The following is a 16,015-nucleotide window of genomic DNA, read 5'->3' on the forward strand; positions in this document are numbered from 1 at the left end:
TGCACTCCGGAAAGGCAGTAGCGCCATGAGCGTCAACGTCCGCATCCCCACCATCCTGCGCACCTACACCGGCGGCAAGGCCGAGGTCCCCGCCGAGGGCACGACCCTCGCCGAGGTCATCGAGTCCCTGGAGAAGAGCCACCCGGGCATCGCCGCGCGCGTCCTGGACGACCAGGGCAAGCTGCGCCGCTTCGTGAACGTCTACGTCAACGACGACGACGTGCGCTTCGAGGGAGGGCTGCAGGCGGCCACGCCGGAGGGCGCCGGGGTCTCGATCATTCCGGCCGTCGCGGGCGGCTGCCGCTGATCCGGCGGCGTGCGATTGAGTGCTGCTGACACGTAAAACCTAGAATTGCCCCCTCCGGTAATAAGCGGAGGGGGCAATTCTGCTTGATTGGGCGCGGTAGAGTTGGGGAAGTCCCCTCCGCTGTTCTTGCCTACCGCATATGAGCGGGTCGTGTGAGGGTTGACATTGAGTCAACATGCAAGCGCGCTATGGGGTGTTTGAGGCCCTATGCCGGGTCCGAGTTGCCCGGGAAGATGCCAGCATTTCACTCTATTTCAATCTTTCCCCGTGTCCAGAATTCTCGTCGGATTGACCTGTTGCAGACAGCAGCGGTGCGGATACATTCAGCCCCGGTCGAGGCGTTCCGGCGCAAGTTCTGACCCGGGACCGCGAAGTGCGGTCCCGCGCAAGGGCCAGTAATAGGGGAGTTAGGCATGGCTCAGGGCACCGTCAAGTGGTTCAACGCGGAGAAGGGCTACGGCTTCATCGCGGTCGACGGTGGTGCGGATGTGTTCGTCCACTACAGCGCCATCCAGATGGACGGATACCGCACCCTTGAAGAGGGTCAGCGGGTCGAGTTCGAGATCTCGCAGGGCCAGAAGGGTCCGCAGGCGGACATGGTCAAGCTCGCACTCGGCTAGTCCCGGCGCGATCGACCACCGACGCCACGTATACGAGGGGCCCACATCCTGGACACGGGATGTGGGCCCCTCGCGCGTCGTGCCCGATCGGCCCTGTCCCACCTGCCTCTTCGCCGGGCGTTGCCCGAAGCCGCTTGCACTCGCGGGGGTCGAGTGCTAATCATTGGCGTTAGCACTCTCCAGGTGAGAGTGCTACTAAGACGAGGACCGGGTCGGTGAGGCCCGCAGGGTCCGGCGGGAAGGAACCGCCGGGCACTCAGGCCGTCCGTCGCGGGCGCGGGCGCGGTCCGGGAGCAATCCACCGCTGTCCGGGAGGACCACTTCAGATGGCCAAGATCATTGCGTTCAACGAGGAGGCCCGGCGCGGTCTCGAGCGAGGCATGAACCAGCTCGCCGACGCCGTCAAGGTCACCCTTGGCCCCAAGGGTCGCAACGTCGTCCTTGAGAAGAAGTGGGGCGCCCCCACGATCACCAACGACGGCGTCTCCATCGCCAAGGAGATCGAGCTCGAGGACCCGTACGAGAAGATCGGCGCCGAGCTGGTCAAGGAAGTCGCCAAGAAGACGGACGACGTCGCCGGCGACGGTACGACCACCGCCACCGTGCTCGCCCAGGCGCTGGTCCGCGAGGGCCTGCGCAACGTGGCCGCCGGTGCGAACCCGATGGCCCTCAAGCGCGGTATCGAGAAGGCCGTCGAGGCCGTCTCCGCCGCCCTGCTCGACCAGGCCAAGGACGTGGAGACCAAGGAGCAGATCGCTTCGACCGCCTCCATCTCCGCCGCCGACACCCAGATCGGCGAGCTCATCGCCGAGGCCATGGACAAGGTCGGCAAGGAAGGCGTCATCACGGTCGAGGAGTCCCAGACCTTCGGTCTGGAGCTCGAGCTCACCGAGGGCATGCGCTTCGACAAGGGCTACATCTCGGCGTACTTCGCCACCGACATGGAGCGTATGGAGTCGGCTCTCGACGACCCGTACATCCTGATCGTCAACTCGAAGATCGGCTCGGTCAAGGACCTGCTGCCGCTCCTCGAGAAGGTCATGCAGTCCGGCAAGCCGCTGCTGATCATCGCCGAGGACGTCGAGGGCGAGGCCCTCTCGACCCTGGTCGTCAACAAGATCCGCGGCACCTTCAAGTCCGTTGCCGTCAAGGCCCCGGGCTTCGGCGACCGCCGCAAGGCCATGCTCGGCGACATCGCCATCCTCACCGGTGGCACGGTCATCTCCGAGGAGGTCGGCCTCAAGCTCGAGAACGCGGGCCTGGACCTGCTGGGCCGCGCCCGCAAGGTCGTCATCACCAAGGACGAGACCACCATCGTCGACGGTGCCGGTGACAGCGACCAGGTCGCCGGTCGCGTGAACCAGATCCGCGCCGAGATCGAGAACTCCGACTCGGACTACGACCGCGAGAAGCTCCAGGAGCGCCTCGCGAAGCTGGCCGGCGGCGTGGCCGTCATCAAGGCCGGCGCCGCGACCGAGGTCGAGCTCAAGGAGCGCAAGCACCGCATCGAGGACGCCGTTCGCAACGCGAAGGCGGCCGTCGAGGAGGGCATCGTCGCCGGTGGCGGCGTGGCCCTGCTCCAGGCCTCCGCGGTCTTCGAGAAGCTCGAGCTCACGGGCGACGAGGCGACCGGCGCCAACGCCGTGCGTCTGGCCCTGGAGGCCCCGCTCAAGCAGATCGCCGTCAACGGTGGTCTCGAGGGTGGCGTCGTCGTCGAGAAGGTGCGCAACCTCCCGATCGGTCACGGCCTCAACGCCGCGACCGGCGAGTACGTCGACATGATCGCCGAGGGCATCATCGACCCGGCGAAGGTCACCCGCTCTGCCCTGCAGAACGCGGCGTCGATCGCGGCCCTCTTCCTCACCACCGAGGCCGTCATCGCCGACAAGCCCGAGAAGGCCGGCGCCGGCGCGCCGGGCGGCATGCCGGGCGGTGACATGGACTTCTGATCGGCTGCGGCTCCGGCCGCCGGTTGATCGGCTGTTCTCGAACGAGGGCGGCACCTCCACGGGGGTGCCGCCCTCGGGCGTTCCCGCGGCCCGCTGGAGGCCCGCCTGCCCGGCCCGTGGGACACGGCGCCGCGGACCGGGCGGGTTTGGTTGACTGCTGGCATGACTGACTTGTTCGTCAAGATCTGCGGTCTGAAGACTGCGCACGACGTCGACGTGGCCGTGGCGGCAGGGGCCGATGCCGTCGGCTTCGTCTTCGCGCCCGGCAGCCCGCGGACGGTCGACGCCGCCACCGCCCGGGCGCTGGTCGCGCGGGTGCCGGACGGGGTGCTCACCGTCGGGGTGTTCCGGGGGCAGCCGGTGGGGGAGGTGCGGCGGTTCGCCGAGGAGAGCGGCGTACGGGGCGTACAGCTGCACGGCGAGGAGGGCCCCGAGGACTTCGCGGCGCTGCGCGCCGAAGGCCGGACGCTGCTGCGGGCCACCGCCGAGCACGTCGAGCGCTGCGGCGAGTACGGGGAGGACCTGCTGCTGCTCGACGCGCCCGACCCGGGCTCCGGCAAGCCGTGGAACTGGGGGTCGGCGGACTTCACCGCGCCGAAGGGGCACTGGCTGCTCGCGGGCGGCCTGAACGCGGGCAATGTGCGGGAGGCCGTCGAGACGACCGGCGCATGGGGCGTGGACGTCTCCTCCGGCGTGGAGCGGGAGCGCGGGGTGAAGTCCCCCGAGCTGATCCGGGCCTTCATCGAAGCCGCCCGGGGCACCTCGGCCTGAAGGACCCACGGTAGTCATACGATTACCCTGAGCGAGATCCCGCGTGTGGCGCCGGGCCCAGCGGGCAGAAAATCCCCATGGACCCGGACATGCTCGGATGGCTGCGGCGCCTGACGCGCCGCCTCGCTCCAGGCGGGGGCGGAGGCGGGGCGGCGGTGTTCACCCCCCGCAGCGCCCCCGTCTTCACCGCCGACTTCACCTCGCCCGCCCAGTGGGTCGCCGGCCGCTCGTGGGCGTATCCCGACGGCGGCCCGGTCAACCCGGGCGACAACAAGCTCGACCACCTCGTGGCCGACCCGCACTACAGCCGCGGCGGGGTCTTCCGGGCGACGCGGCGCCCCGACGGCAACTGGGACACCGGGCTGCTCACCACCGAGGGCAGCGACGAGGACTTCATGGTGCGCACCGGCGACGTGCTGGAGGCCCGCGTCCGGCTGCCGGTGGAGCTCGGGGCCTGGCCCGCGATCTGGACCTGGCGGGACGGCGGCCAGGAGATCGACGTCTTCGAGTACCACCCCGACAACCCCGACCTGCTGGAGCTGTCCAACCACGTCCGCGAGGCCCACCGCTACCACCGCGACGCCACGGTCCGCCCGGGGGCGTGGGTCGACCTGAAGGTCGAGTTCGGCAGGAGCTCGGTCGTGTGGTGGGTCAACGGCGCCCGCGTCCACAGCGACGGCAGGGGCGTGGGCCGCGCCTGGCGCGCGTACCTCATCGTCAACCTGTCGGTGTCCGCCGGGAGGTACCACCCCGCGCCGGGGCCCGAGCTCACGGAGATGTCGTACGAGGTGTCACGGTTGCTGGTGTACCGGAGGTAGGAGGGGCAGCGGGGGCGCCGGGGCCCGGTCCGTACGACGGTCCGGGCTCCGGCCGGGCGGAGCCGAGCGGTGGTGCGGGTCAGCGGGTCAGCAGACCCACAGGCCGTCCGCCCTGTCGTTGGCCCAACTGCCCACGTTGGAGCTCGCCGACGGGGCGGTGGAGGCCCACAGCTGCTCCCAGTAGCTGCCGGTCCAGTTGTAGACGGTGGTGATCGTTCCGTTGGTCTGGTTGTTGTGCCAGGAGGTGGCCTTGTCGTTGAACCCCCAGGTGGCGAGGTTCTCGAAGTTGCAGTCCGACCACGTCAGCCGGCGACCGTCGTAGTTGGCGTGCTCGTAGAGGCAGGTCCAGCCGTAACTGCAGTTCGGCGAACCGAGGGCGGCGGAGGGCTCGTTCACGGCCCGCGCTTTCGTCTCACCGGGCAGCGGCCAGGTCATGACGGCCTTCCCGTCCCGCCAGGCCGCCTGGTTGAGGCCGATCCGCTTGCCGCCCGGGGTCTGGGCGAGCTGCTCGTCGATCTGCTTCTGCAGACCGGCCACTTCGCTGCCGCTGAGGCCCGCTTGGGCGGCCTGGGCGGCGATGGTGCCGTCGAGGGCGGGCCGGGCGGAAGAGGTCCCGGAGAAACTGAAGACGGCCAGGCTGCCGACCGCCAAGGCCACGGCGAACTTCGTGCTCGTGCGCATAGGAATCGTGTTCCCTTCTCGTCACGAAAGCCCCTGTTTTTACGGGGCGACGCAACGCTAGGGCACCTTTTCACGGCCAACCCAGGCCCGTACCGGACAGAGGCCCGGCGTCCGGGGCGGTTACGAGCCAACCTGTTGGCGGCTGCACACATCGGCTCATGCCGGAGGCACGGGCGCGGTGTCCGTGCGGAGCCGGGCGTGGAGGTGTTCGTCGTGCCAGCCGTCCGCGTGCAGGAGCGCGGCGCGCATCGTGCCCTCCAGGGGGAAGCCGGCCTTCGTCGCGATGGCGCAGGAGGCCGGGTTGGCCACGGAGTGGGTGATGCGCACGCGGTGCAGGCCCAGGTCTTCGAAGGCCCAGCGGCTGACCCGGTCCGCCGCCTTCGCCATGACGCCTGTGCCGCGGGCCGCGGGCAGCAGCCAGTAGAGGATCTCGCCGCTGCCGCCCGGCAGGTCGAGGTCGGCCAGGCCGATCAGGCCGACCGAACGGCCCCCGGCGGCCGGGGCGATGGCCCAGATCGCGGCCTCCTCCGCCTGCCAGCGGGCGTTCCAGCGGGCGATACGGTCCTCGGCGTCGGCCGGGGTGAGCGCGCCCGGGCGGTTCCAGTGCCGGATCTCCGGGTCGAGGTAGGACGCGACCAGCGCGGGTGCGTCGTACGCGGCCCAGGGGCGCAGCACCATCCCGCCCGGGAGGGTGAACTCCGGCTGCGCCACGGCCGACATACGGCCGGGCGGTACCACCTCGGGGATCTCGATCAGCACGGTGGCGGGGACGGCTTCGGCGGGGAGATGCATGGTCACAGTCTCCCCGCCGGGCCGGTGGGTCGTCAGGCCAGGGCCGGTTCCGTCGCGGGCGCCGGGTGGGGAGCCCCGGCCGGCTCCGGGTCCGTGTTGAGGTCCGTCAGCATCTGGCGCGTGAAGCCGAAGAAGTACGTGGCCACGAAGCCGACCAGGTAGCCGACCGCGAGGCCCCCCGCGTAGATCGCGATGGTCGTGCCCATCCCCGACTTGCCGTCCAGCAGCGGGAAGAGGGCCCAGCCGGAGGGGCCGATGGCGGTGGAGCCGAAGGCGGAGCCGAGCTGGTTGAAGAGCCCGATGAAGGCGCCGCCGGCCGCGCCGCCGACGCAGGCGGTCACGAAAGGGCGGCCCAGGGGGAGGGAGACGCCGTAGATCAGCGGTTCGCCGACGCCCAGGAAGCCCGCCGGGAGCGCGGACTTGATGGTCGTGCGCAGTGAACGGTTGCGCGGGAGCCGGTAGTAGACCGCGATGGCCGCGCCGACCTGGCCCGCGCCGGCCATGGCGAGGATGGGCAGCAGGACCGTGTAGCCGGACTGTTCGATGAGGGTGGTGTGGATCGGGATCAGTGCCTGGTGCAGGCCGACCATGACCAGGGGGAGGAAGAGGCCGCCCAGGATCAGCCCGGCGAAGGCGCCGCCGGTGGCGAGCAGCCAGTTGGCGAACGTACCGATGGCGGTGGAGGCCTCGCCGGCGATGAACATCAGGCCGAAGATGGTGACCAGGCCTGAGACCAGGACCGTCAGGGTGGGGGTGACCAGGACGTCCAGGGCCGCCGGGACCCAGCGGCGGCACCACTTCTCGACGTACACGGCGAGCAGGGCGGCCGCCAGCGCGCCCAGTACGCCGCCCTGGCCGGGCTTCAGTTCCAGGCCGAAGGCGGTGATGTTCGCGACGCCCGGGAAGACGATGATCGCGGCGACCGCGCCGCCGAGGATCGCCGTGCCGCCGAACTCCTTGGCCGTGTTGTAGCCGACGAACACCGCGATCAGCGACATGAAGCCGGAGGCCATCGCGGCGAGCGCGGGCACGACCGCCGGCAGCCAGCCGGCGTTGGTCAGGACGCCGTTGAGGCCCGCGATGACTCCGCAGCCGATGAGGGCGGGGATCAGCGGGACGAAGATGTTCGCGACGCGGCGCAGGAACAGCTTGAAGGGGGTGGAGTTCTGCGCCTTCCGGGTCTCCTTCAGTGCGGCGCCCTGGGCGGCCAGTTCGTCCGAGGTGACGGCGTGCGCGGGCCGGGGCGCCGCCGCGCGGGCCTCCTCGACCAGCGCCTCGAACTCGGGCGTGACGCGGGCGACGGTGCCCGGGCCCAGGACGATCTGGTACGTGTCGTCGTCGACCGCGCCCATGACCGCGGGGAGGGCTCTCAGTGCCTCGTCCTGGACGAGCGAGCGGTCCCGCAAGCCGATGCGCAGGCGCGTCATGCAGTGCGCGATGGAGGTGATGTTGTCCGGGCCGCCGACCAGAGGAAGGATCGCGGCGGCTGTGGCGCGGTTCTTGTCAGTGGACATGTGGTGGTCGCCTTGCGTCGGGGAATGCGGGAATGCGGGGAATGCCGGAGGTCAGCGGGTCCGGGCGAGGGAGAGGGCCGGGCGCAGGTGGCCGTCGCAGGCGCCGAGCAGCTCGGCCGCCAGCGGGCCGTCGACTCCGCCGAGGATGACGAGGATCGCGTGCTTGACCTCGCCGTCGGTGGCGGCGAGCGCGGCCTCGATCTCGGCGTCGGGGGCGCCGGTGGCCAGGGCCACGATGCGGCGGGCGCGGGCGCGCAGCTTCTCGTTGGAGGAGCGCATGTCGACCATCAGATTTCCGTAGGTCTTGCCCAGGCGGATCATCGTGACCGTCGAGATGAGGTTGAGTACGAGCTTCTGCGCGGTACCGGCCTTCAGACGGGTCGATCCGGTGAGCAGCTCGGGGCCGACGACGACCTCGATGCCGTGCTCGGCGGCCGCCGCGAGCGCGGAGCCGGCATTGCAGGACAGGCCGACGGTGAGCGCGCCGCGCGTACGGGCGAACTCGACCGCGCCGATCGCGTACGGGGTGCGGCCGGAGGCGGAGATGCCGACGACGGTGTCCTCGGCGGTCAGCTCCAGCGCGGTGAGGTCCTCGGCGGCCAGCTCGCGCGAGTCCTCGGCGCCTTCGACGGCCTTGACCATGGCGGAGGGGCCGCCCGCGATCAGGCCGACGACCACGGCCGGGTCGGTGTTGAAGGTCGGCGGGCACTCGCTGGCGTCCAGTACGCCCATCCGCCCGGCGGTGCCGGCGCCCGCGTAGATCAGGCGGCCGCCGCGGGCCATGCGCAGGGCGATCGCGTCGACGGCGTCGGCGATCCGCGGCAGCTGCCCGGCGACGGCGGCCGGGACGGTGGCGTCCTCGGCGTTCATGAGCCGGACGATCTCCAGGGTGGGCAGCCGGTCGATCTCGGCGAGTTCGGGGCGGAAGGCCTCGGTGGTCAGCGTTTCGAGTTGGGCGCGCAGGTCGGCGTACGCGGTCACGGGCGGGGCTCCTGTCGGGTGGTGCGGTGGCGGTGGGCGAGTGCCTCGTAGGAGGCGGCGAGCGCGGGCGCGGCGGTCTCGTACGTCCGCTGGGCGACGCCGACGAACAGACAGTCGACGACGAGCAGTTGGCTGGTGCGGCTGGACATCGCGGCCGGGCGCAGCCGGGTCTCGCGGGCGGCGGAGGTGGCCAGCACCAGGTCGGCGTAGTGCGCGACCGGTGCGTTCGGGCGGCCGGTGAGTGCGACGGTGGTGGCGCCGTGCTCGAAGGCGGTGCGCAGCGGCTCGATCACGTCGCCCGTCGAGCCGGAGTGGGTGATCGCGACGGCCACGTCACCGGGGCGCAGCAGTACGGCGTTGGTGATGGCCAGGTGGGGGTCGCTGTGGGCCTGGGCGATCAGGCCGATCCGCAGCAGTTTCTGGGCCAGGTCCTGGCCGACGAGGGCGGAGGCGCCGATGCCGTAGATGTCGATGCGGCGGGCGGTCGCGAGCGCGGTGACGGCGGCGGAGAGCTGCGTCAGGTCCAGGCCGGCGGCGGTGTCGGCGAGGGTCTGCGCCTCCTCGTGGGCCAGTTTGGCGACGACGTCCGCGAGGGGGTCGTCGACGGCTATGTCGACGGTGACGGCGGGGGCGGCGCCGGACTCCTGCTGGGCGGCGAGCGCGGCGAGGGCCAGGCGCAGGTCCCGGTAGCCGGGGTAGCCGAGGAGGCGGGCGGTGCGGACGACGGTGGCCTCGCTGGTGCCGGTGTGTTCGGCGAGGGCGGTGACGGTGAGCTGCGCGCAGCCGGCGGGGTCGGCGGCGACGGCTTCGGCGACGGCCAGCACGGAGCGGGTCATGGTGGGGGCGAGGCTGCGCACGCGGGCGCGGAGCGCGGCGGGGGCGGGGGAGGCCGGGGCCGGGGCCGGGGCCAGGGCCGGGGCCAGGGCCGCGGTGAAAGTTTCCTTCGGAGTGTCGCTCACACGTGAAATCTATTTTCAGCACCCGGGGGCGTCAAGGAGCCATGAGGCCCCTGAAAAGAGGACCTTCGCCACTTGGCCCCTACGGGTTCACAATGTGCACATGGACCACGCGACCCCACTGGAACAGGCGCTGCACGTCGCCCGTGCGCTTGTGCTCGCCGACCTCGCCGCCGGCGAGGTCGCCGATGCCGATGTCGTCTCCCTCGTCGAGGACTCGGTCACGCACCGCCGGTGGTGGGTGGAGCAATGGCCGGAGGGGGCCGGCTACCTGGCCGGACTCGTCGCCCAGGACGTACAGGACGCGCTGCTGCAGAAGTACGGGCGCTGGCCGCTGTGCCCGGTCTGCTCGCACGGCGACCCGCACGCGCTCGACGTCGAGCCGGAACTGGGCCCCGATCCGCACTGGGTGTGCTCGGAGGCCGGGGTGAAGGTGGCCGCGGTCGGCGGCCTGGGCCCCGTCTTCCGCCCGGGATCCGGCCGGTGACGGTCTACATCGACCCGCCGACCTGGCCGGGGCACGGCCGTATGTGGTCGCACCTGGTCAGCGATGTCTCGTACGAGGAGCTGCACGCGTTCGCGGCGGCCATCGGCTGCCCGCCGAGGGCGTTCGAGCGGGACCACTACGACGTGCCGTCGCATCGTTACGCGGATGCGGTGGGCGCCGGCGCGGTGGAGATCGGCAGCAAGGAGCTCGTCCGCCGCCTCACGGCCGCGGGCCTGCGCCGCCCGAAGGGCCGCCCGGCCTGACCGGGCAGAGCCCGGTGTCCCGGTCAGCCGGGGCGGTCAGGCGTGCGTGGGCGTTTCCGCGGGGGTGGCGGCGCCCGACGCGACCACGACGGTCGCGCGGGGCGGCGTACGGCGGTCCAGGCGCAGGGCGACCACGCCGAGGGCGATGGCCGTGACCGTCATCGCGCCGCCGGCCCAGGCGGTCGCCGAGTAGCCGTACCCCGCGTCGATGACGGTGCCGCCGAGCCAGGGGCCGCCGGTGTTGCCGAGGTTGAACGCGGCCGTCGTGGTGGCACCCGCCAGCGTCGGGGCGGCGCCCGCGACGTTGAACATGCGGGCATTGAGCGCCGGGGCGGTGAAGAACGCCGAGAACCCGATCAGGAACGACAGCGCGACGGCCGCCGCGGCCACCGACGCCAGCAGGGCCAGCGCCGCCAGGAAGACGGTCGACGCGACGATGCCCCACAGCATCACGCCGAAGAGGTGCGCGTCCGCGACCCGGCCCCCCACCGTGGTCCCGACCAGCGCGCCCACCCCGAACAGCCCCAGGATCCACGGCACCCAGCCGGCGTCCAGCCCGGCCACGTCCGTGAGCAGCGGAGACAGGTAGCTGAACGCGCAGAACACGCCGCCCGCGGCCAGCGCCGTGACGCCGATCGACAGCCACACCTGACGGTCGCGGTAGATCCGCAGTTCCCGCGAGAGCGTCGGCTTCTCGGCGGGCAGCGGGATCCGCGGGATCAGCGCCAGGATCCCGACGAGCGCCACCGCGGAGGCCGCGCCGACCGACCAGAACGCGGAGCGCCACCCGAGGTGCTCACCGAGGAAGGCCCCGGCGGGCACGCCCAGGACGTTGGCGATGGAGAGGCCGCCGATCATGACGGCCATCGCGCGGGCCCGCTGGTGCCGCTCGACCATCGCGATCGCGACGGCCGCGCCGACGGCCCAGAAGCCGGCGCAGGCGAGCGCGGAGACGATGCGGGAGGCGAAGAGCAGCTCGTACGAGGGGGCCAGCGCGCCCGCGACCTGGCCCAGGCCGAAGAGGCTGATCAAGGAGACGAGCGTGGTGCGGCGCGGCAGGCGCAGCGTGGCCACGGCCAGCAGGGGCGCGCCGATGACCATGCCGATCGCGAAGGCGGATATCAGCAGGCCGGCCTGCGGAATGGTGACGTCCAGGTCCTCGGCGATGGGTGGCAGGAGCCCCGAGAGCATGAATTCGCTGGTTCCGAGTGCGAATACGGACAGGCCGAGGACGTAGACGGCGACGGGCATGCGGGGGCGTTCGGCTGCTGTGGGCACGCCCTTCACCAACCGTGGCGAACGGGATCACATTCCCGGCGGCCCGGTCTGCGTCAGCTCCGCCAGCTCGGCGGCCAGGTTGGCGCGGGCCGTGGCCTCCCAGTGCGCGGCCCCGTACGGGGTGCGGAAGAGGCGGGGCAGGTCGAGCAATTGGCGCAGCACCGCGGCGCGCCCGGCGCGGAAGGCGTCGTCGGGGACGAAGCCGTACTCGGCGCGCACGGCGGCGGCGTACGCCGCGTACGCGTCCGGGGCGCCGGCCAGGACGGCCAGGTCCGCGTCGCAGAGCACCTCACCGGCGGTGTCGCCGGGGGCGGGGTCGTGGGTGACGGTCAGCCGCACGAGCCGGGCCACCTCGGCGGTGCGGGCGGCGTCGATGCCGAGCTCCGGCAGGGCGCGCTCGGCGAGGGCCGCGCTGCGCTCCTCGTTCTCGGAGCGGTCGGGACGGTAGACGGCGTCGTGGAACCAGGCCGCGAGCTCCACGGCCAGCCGGTCCGGGGCGTCGTGCTCCGGGGCGTGCTCGGACAGTACGTCGATCCGTGCGAGTACGTCGGCCAGGTGCGCGGTGGTGTGGTACCGGCGCTGCGGCTCGGCCCAGGCGGCCAGCAGCCGGTCGGCGTAGGGCGCGGGGTCGCGGTCGGCGGCGGCGCCGGCGGCGGTCACGGTCGCGTTCCAGCGGGCGCGGAGGTGCGCCGTGTCGGTGCGCGCGGGGTCGGTGTCCATGCGCACATTGTGGGGGTGGCGTGATTGTGCTGGTGAAGCGCGGGCGAAGGCCCGTACCCTGAACATTGGACTAGACCTATTTTCCATACAGGTCATACGGGCCACACGAGCCATACAAGCCATACACGCCACATGAGCAGATTTCCGAAGGATGGGATCACATGAGCAACCGTGCGCTCCTGGAGGTGATCGCCCTCGACGCTGAGGACGCGATCGCGGCCCAGGCCGGTGGGGCCGACCGCCTCGAACTGGTAGCCGACATGGCCGCCGACGGGCTCACCCCGCCGCGCGAGACCTTCGCGGCCATCAGAGCGGCGGTCGACATCCCCCTGCGCGTGATGCTCCGCAAGACCGACGGCTTCTCGGCGGGGTCCGCCGCGGATCTGGAGCTGCTGGCGGCGCAGGCGCGGGCGCTGCGCGCGGAAGGGGCCGAGGAGTTCGTCCTCGGCTTCCTGAACCCGGACGGGACCCCCGACCTCACCGCCGTCGAGGCCCTCGCGGCGGAGCTGGCCGGCTGCCGCTGGACCTTCCACCGGGCCATCGACCGGGCCGCGGACCGGGACCAGCTGCGCAAGGCGCTCGCGGACGTGCCCGGGCTGGACACGTACCTGACCGCCGGCTCGGCGACCGGCGTCGACGCGGGGCTGCCGGTGCTGGTGGCCGAGGCGGCGCGGCGGGGCGAGCCGGGGTACGGGGCGCGGATCCTGGTCGGCGGCGGGCTGGCGCTGTCCCACCTGCCGGTGCTGCGGGAGGCGGGCGTCGACGCCTTCCACATCGGCAGCGCGGCCCGTCCCTCCGGGTGGGGGCGCCCCGTCTCGGCCGCCGCCGTCTCCGACTGGCGGGCGGCCCTGGCCTGACCCGCCGCGGGGCCGGCCCCGCGGGCGGGCCGGCCCCGCTTGGAGGTGCCGGGCGCGGGGGTCAGGCCAGGGCTGCCGGGAGGGGGGCGGCGTGGAGCAGGGTCAGGCCCGAGACCGCTCGGGTCAGGCACACGTACAGCCGGCGCAGCCCCGTCCGCTCGTCCGGCTCGCCGTCCACGATCGCCGACGGCTCCTCCAGTACCACGTAGTCGTACTCCAGACCCTTCGCCAGCGACGCCGGCACCAGCGTCAGCCGCGACTGCGCCGTCGTCTCCTCGCCCGGCGACAGGTAGGGCAGCCCCGCCTCCACCAGCGCCTGCGCCAGCACCGGCACCCGCGCGTCCGCCGCGATCAGCCCGATCGACCCCTCGTGCGCGAGCGCCGCCCGGCAGGCCTCCAGCGCCGCCGCCGTCAGGCCCTCGCCCTCCCCCTCCGCGACCGGCGAGACGACCAGCGAGCCCGGGGTCTCACGGACCGAGGAGACCGGGACCAGCCCCGGCGAGATCGCCGGCAGCAGCCGCGACGCGTACGCGATGACCTCGCGCGGCACACGGAAGCCCGCCGTCAGCTCCTCCAGCACCGCCTCCGGCTTGCCCAGGTGCGCCAGCGCCTCGTCCCAACTGCGCGTGGCCCACGGCGTCGTGCCCTGCGCGAGGTCGCCCAGCACCGTCGCCGAGCCCGTCGTGCAGCGCCGCCCCACCGCCCGGTACTGCATCGGCGACAGGTCCTGCGCCTCGTCGAGGACGACATGGCCGAGCGAGTGCGTCCGCTCCACCAGGTCCGCCGCCTCGTCGATCAGGACCAAGTCCGCCGCCGACCACTTCGCCGCCTTCACGCCGCGCGGCGGCTTCTGCCACAGCAGCAGCTTCTGCTCGTCCTCGGACAGCACCCCCTGCGCGTGCACCGCCAGGAACTCCGGGTCCGACAGCAGCCGCAGCACCAGCTTCGCCGGCTCCACCGGCGGCCAGACCTCCTTCACCACCGCCTTCACGGCGGGGTTGCGCGCCACCGCGTCCTGCACGCGGTCGTCCGGCGCCTCGCCCGCCTGCTCCATCCGTACGAGGACCGCGTGCGCGATCCGCTGCGGCAGCGCGTCGCGCGCGGCCCCGTAGCGGATGTCGCGGTTCTGGAGCTCGACCACGATCTCCTCCAGCTCGTACGCCGGCACCCGCCAGCGGCGCGAGCCGCGGACCACCATCAGGGGCTCGACGGGGGCGGTGACGTGCGAGTGGACCGCGCGCCGCAGCACCTCCGCCATCCGGGCATCGCCCTTGACCACGCCGGTTTCGGCCGCGTCGGCGCCGCGTACCTCCAGGCCCGGGCGCGCCACCAGGTCGTCGACCGTGGCCTGCTTGACCTCCAGCTCGCCCAGGGCCGGCAGGACCTGCTCGATGTAGTGCAGGAAGGAACGGTTCGGCCCGATGACCAGCGTGCCCGTGCGGGCCAGGCGGTCGCGGTGCGCGTACAGCAGGTACGCCACCCGGTGCAGGCCGACCGCCGTCTTCCCGGTGCCGGGGCCGCCCTGCACGCAGACGGACCCGGACAGGCCGGAGCGGACGATCTCGTCCTGCTCGGGCTGGATCGTCGCGACGATGTCGCGCATCGGGCCGACGCGCGGGCGCTCGATCTCCTGCTGGAGCAGCTTGCTGACCGCGGCCGCCTCCGACGGGTCGGAGAGGTGCTCGTCCTCGTACGCGGTCAGCTCGCCGCCCGTGTAACCGAAGCGGCGGCGCAGCGCGACGTCCTGCGGGTCGGTCTTGGAGGCCCGGTAGAACGGCTGGGAGACGGGCGCGCGCCAGTCGATCACCATGGGGTCGCCGCCCGCGTCGTGGACGTGGCGGCGGCCGATGTAGAACTGCTCGCCCTCCGCGCCCTCGGCGAGCTCCGCGCCGGGTGCGTGCAGGTAGTTGAGACGGCCGAAGAAGAGCGGGGTGTGGGAGAGGTCGGCCAGTGCCTTGATGCGGTCGTCGATCTGGGCCTGGAGGACGATCGCGTTGACCCAGTTCGCGGTGACGTCGCGGATGTCGAGGGCCTCGACGTCCTCGCGCATCGCGCGGAGCGCGGATCGGGAGGCGGAGAGGTGCGCCCGCTCGCGGCCCAGGGGGTCGGCGGGGGCTTCGGTGACGGGGTGGGGGTCGTGGGGGTGGGTGTGGGCCTGGGTGGGCGCGGGCACGGAACTGCCTCCTGCTTGATCGTCTGGGTGGAGGAGATCATCGGTACGGCACGTGCCCGCCGGTTACCGGCCGGTGGGCGCTCTCCCCGGTGAGGCAAGCGGGAGGCGGCAAGAGCGGAGATTGTAGTCACCGGGACCGCGGCACGCGAACGGATTACCGGGTCGAAAGTCCCTCCGCGGCAGGCACCCGTACGGGTCACATACCTGGGAGTGTCAGACCTGGGGCAGAGCCACTAGGGGGCGGTATGGGTCGGGAGTAGTACGTGAGGGGGACGGGGATTCCGTCCCCAGGGCGATGCGCGGGGCGGCGAGGAAACGCACCATGGATACATGAGCACCGCAACCTTCACCCCGATCCAGGGCGGCCGCGCGAGAGGCGCCACCGCCACCTCCGACTCCCGCCCCCGCCACCGCGTCGGCAGCGTCCTGCACGCCGCGAAGGTCTTCGCGGCAACCGCCGTGAGCGTCGTCGTCCTGGGTGAATACGCCGAGGACGCGGGCGTCATACGCCGCTGAGTGCCGAGCCCGACGGAAACCCCCGGCGGCCCGCCGCCCGCCCGTGCCTGACGGGGACTCCTGGCCGCCTGCCGGCCGCCCGTGCCTGACGGGGACTCCTGGCCGCCTGCCGGCTGTCCGTGCCTGACGGGGACTCCTGGCCGTCTGCCGGCCGCCCGTGCCTGACGGGAACCCCTGGCCGTCCGTCGCCCGTCCGCTCGTGCTTGGTGGGGACCCCCCGGCCGCCCGTCGGCCGCCCGTGCTGGCGGGGACTCCTCGCCGCCCGCGGGCCGTCCGTGCTTGCGGGGACCCCTGGCCGCCCGACCGCGCCTGACCGGAATCCCGCCGCGCCT

17 protein-coding genes are annotated in these 16,015 nt (G+C 72.5%); 9 read left to right on the top strand and 8 right to left on the bottom strand.

The genetic code is table 11. The annotated features are described in order from the left end of the window. The first annotated feature begins 25 nt into the window (after positions 1-25). The 5 genes from ACFWBF_RS07010 to ACFWBF_RS07030 all read left to right on the top strand — a co-directional run bounded on the left by ACFWBF_RS07010 (position 26) and on the right by ACFWBF_RS07030 (position 4,465). Complete coding sequence (locus tag ACFWBF_RS07010) at positions 26-307, top strand: MoaD/ThiS family protein (RefSeq protein ID WP_385596407.1); 282 nt, start codon at positions 26-28, stop codon at positions 305-307. A gap of 413 nt (positions 308-720) precedes the next feature. Beyond that, the gene (locus ACFWBF_RS07015; protein WP_030009783.1) at positions 721-927 is read left to right on the top strand and encodes a cold-shock protein; all 207 of its coding nucleotides are present in this window, start codon (positions 721-723) and stop codon (positions 925-927) included. Between the two features lie 326 nt (positions 928-1,253). Continuing rightward, on the top strand, positions 1,254-2,876 hold the full coding sequence (groL, locus tag ACFWBF_RS07020; RefSeq protein ID WP_385221948.1) for a chaperonin GroEL: 1,623 nt from the start codon (positions 1,254-1,256) through the stop codon (positions 2,874-2,876). Between the two features lie 162 nt (positions 2,877-3,038). Next, positions 3,039-3,647: a phosphoribosylanthranilate isomerase gene (locus ACFWBF_RS07025; RefSeq protein WP_385596410.1), complete on the top strand. Its 609-nt coding sequence runs from the start codon at positions 3,039-3,041 to the stop codon at positions 3,645-3,647. Between the two features lie 77 nt (positions 3,648-3,724). After that, positions 3,725-4,465: a beta-glucanase gene (locus ACFWBF_RS07030; RefSeq protein ID WP_385596412.1), complete on the top strand. Its 741-nt coding sequence runs from the start codon at positions 3,725-3,727 to the stop codon at positions 4,463-4,465. 87 nt (positions 4,466-4,552) lie between these two features. On the opposite strand, the gene ACFWBF_RS07035 is transcribed toward ACFWBF_RS07030, so the two are convergent. The 5 genes from ACFWBF_RS07035 to ACFWBF_RS07055 form a co-directional block, all read right to left on the bottom strand. Then, on the bottom strand, positions 4,553-5,146 hold the full coding sequence (locus tag ACFWBF_RS07035; RefSeq protein WP_385596417.1) for a peptidase inhibitor family I36 protein: 594 nt from the start codon (positions 5,144-5,146) through the stop codon (positions 4,553-4,555). Between the two features lie 156 nt (positions 5,147-5,302). Continuing rightward, positions 5,303-5,938, bottom strand: a complete 636-nt coding sequence (locus tag ACFWBF_RS07040) for a GNAT family N-acetyltransferase (RefSeq protein ID WP_385596421.1) — start codon at positions 5,936-5,938, stop codon at positions 5,303-5,305. A gap of 32 nt (positions 5,939-5,970) precedes the next feature. Then, positions 5,971-7,452 (bottom strand): PTS transporter subunit EIIC, encoded by a 1,482-nt coding sequence (locus tag ACFWBF_RS07045; RefSeq protein ID WP_385596424.1) that lies wholly within the window; start codon positions 7,450-7,452, stop codon positions 5,971-5,973. A gap of 51 nt (positions 7,453-7,503) precedes the next feature. Continuing rightward, a complete protein-coding gene (gene murQ, locus ACFWBF_RS07050; protein ID WP_385596427.1) occupies positions 7,504-8,433 on the bottom strand; it encodes an N-acetylmuramic acid 6-phosphate etherase in 930 nt (309 codons plus the stop codon). Beyond that, complete coding sequence (locus ACFWBF_RS07055; RefSeq protein ID WP_385596430.1) at positions 8,430-9,392, bottom strand: MurR/RpiR family transcriptional regulator; 963 nt, start codon at positions 9,390-9,392, stop codon at positions 8,430-8,432. The genes murQ and ACFWBF_RS07055 overlap by 4 nt, the downstream gene beginning before the upstream one ends. Before the next feature lie 100 nt (positions 9,393-9,492). On the opposite strand from ACFWBF_RS07055, the gene ACFWBF_RS07060 reads away from it, so the two are divergent. Continuing rightward, positions 9,493-9,876, top strand: a complete 384-nt coding sequence (locus tag ACFWBF_RS07060; protein ID WP_385596433.1) for a hypothetical protein — start codon at positions 9,493-9,495, stop codon at positions 9,874-9,876. Next, positions 9,873-10,139: a DUF4031 domain-containing protein gene (locus ACFWBF_RS07065; RefSeq protein WP_385596437.1), complete on the top strand. Its 267-nt coding sequence runs from the start codon at positions 9,873-9,875 to the stop codon at positions 10,137-10,139. The genes ACFWBF_RS07060 and ACFWBF_RS07065 overlap by 4 nt, the downstream gene beginning before the upstream one ends. Positions 10,140-10,175: 36 nt before the next feature. Here ACFWBF_RS07065 and ACFWBF_RS07070 read toward each other — a convergent pair whose 3' ends face one another. Together ACFWBF_RS07070 and ACFWBF_RS07075 are read right to left on the bottom strand one after the other, a co-directional pair. Beyond that, a complete protein-coding gene (locus ACFWBF_RS07070) occupies positions 10,176-11,390 on the bottom strand; it encodes a Cmx/CmrA family chloramphenicol efflux MFS transporter (RefSeq protein WP_385596471.1) in 1,215 nt (404 codons plus the stop codon). Between the two features lie 54 nt (positions 11,391-11,444). Next, positions 11,445-12,137, bottom strand: a complete 693-nt coding sequence (locus ACFWBF_RS07075) for a hypothetical protein (protein WP_385596441.1) — start codon at positions 12,135-12,137, stop codon at positions 11,445-11,447. A 161-nt stretch (positions 12,138-12,298) separates the two neighbouring features. On the opposite strand from ACFWBF_RS07075, the gene ACFWBF_RS07080 reads away from it, so the two are divergent. Beyond that, the gene (locus ACFWBF_RS07080) at positions 12,299-12,994 is read left to right on the top strand and encodes a copper homeostasis protein CutC (protein WP_385596443.1); all 696 of its coding nucleotides are present in this window, start codon (positions 12,299-12,301) and stop codon (positions 12,992-12,994) included. 61 nt (positions 12,995-13,055) lie between these two features. On the opposite strand, the gene ACFWBF_RS07085 is transcribed toward ACFWBF_RS07080, so the two are convergent. Beyond that, complete coding sequence (locus ACFWBF_RS07085; RefSeq protein WP_385596473.1) at positions 13,056-15,044, bottom strand: HelD family protein; 1,989 nt, start codon at positions 15,042-15,044, stop codon at positions 13,056-13,058. Positions 15,045-15,497: 453 nt separating this feature from the next. Between ACFWBF_RS07085 and ACFWBF_RS07090 the strand changes: the two genes are divergently transcribed. Then, positions 15,498-15,683: a hypothetical protein gene (locus ACFWBF_RS07090; RefSeq protein ID WP_385596446.1), complete on the top strand. Its 186-nt coding sequence runs from the start codon at positions 15,498-15,500 to the stop codon at positions 15,681-15,683. Positions 15,684-16,015 lie beyond the last annotated feature (332 nt).

The sequence above is a fragment of the Streptomyces sp. NPDC060028 genome, from assembly GCF_042736725.1.
Classification (GTDB): Bacteria; Actinomycetota; Actinomycetes; order Streptomycetales; family Streptomycetaceae; genus Streptomyces.

Excerpts from the sequence above, each read along its gene's own strand:
- ACFWBF_RS07045 (WP_385596424.1), bottom strand. The coding sequence starts at position 7,452 with ATGTCCACTGACAAGAACCGCGCCACAGCCGCCGCGATCCTTCCTCTG.
- ACFWBF_RS07015 (WP_030009783.1), top strand. The coding sequence starts at position 721 with ATGGCTCAGGGCACCGTCAAGTGGTTCAACGCGGAGAAGGGCTACGGC.
- groL (WP_385221948.1), top strand. The coding sequence starts at position 1,254 with ATGGCCAAGATCATTGCGTTCAACGAGGAGGCCCGGCGCGGTCTCGAG.
- ACFWBF_RS07085 (WP_385596473.1), bottom strand. The coding sequence starts at position 15,044 with ATGCGCGAGGACGTCGAGGCCCTCGACATCCGCGACGTCACCGCGAAC.
- ACFWBF_RS07070 (WP_385596471.1), bottom strand. The coding sequence starts at position 11,390 with ATGCCCGTCGCCGTCTACGTCCTCGGCCTGTCCGTATTCGCACTCGGA.
- ACFWBF_RS07030 (WP_385596412.1), top strand. The coding sequence starts at position 3,725 with ATGGACCCGGACATGCTCGGATGGCTGCGGCGCCTGACGCGCCGCCTC.
- ACFWBF_RS07025 (WP_385596410.1), top strand. The coding sequence starts at position 3,039 with ATGACTGACTTGTTCGTCAAGATCTGCGGTCTGAAGACTGCGCACGAC.
- ACFWBF_RS07080 (WP_385596443.1), top strand. The coding sequence starts at position 12,299 with ATGAGCAACCGTGCGCTCCTGGAGGTGATCGCCCTCGACGCTGAGGAC.
- ACFWBF_RS07035 (WP_385596417.1), bottom strand. The coding sequence starts at position 5,146 with ATGCGCACGAGCACGAAGTTCGCCGTGGCCTTGGCGGTCGGCAGCCTG.
- ACFWBF_RS07010 (WP_385596407.1), top strand. The coding sequence starts at position 26 with ATGAGCGTCAACGTCCGCATCCCCACCATCCTGCGCACCTACACCGGC.
- ACFWBF_RS07040 (WP_385596421.1), bottom strand. The coding sequence starts at position 5,938 with ATGCATCTCCCCGCCGAAGCCGTCCCCGCCACCGTGCTGATCGAGATC.
- ACFWBF_RS07075 (WP_385596441.1), bottom strand. The coding sequence starts at position 12,137 with ATGGACACCGACCCCGCGCGCACCGACACGGCGCACCTCCGCGCCCGC.
- ACFWBF_RS07060 (WP_385596433.1), top strand. The coding sequence starts at position 9,493 with ATGGACCACGCGACCCCACTGGAACAGGCGCTGCACGTCGCCCGTGCG.
- ACFWBF_RS07090 (WP_385596446.1), top strand. The coding sequence starts at position 15,498 with ATGAGCACCGCAACCTTCACCCCGATCCAGGGCGGCCGCGCGAGAGGC.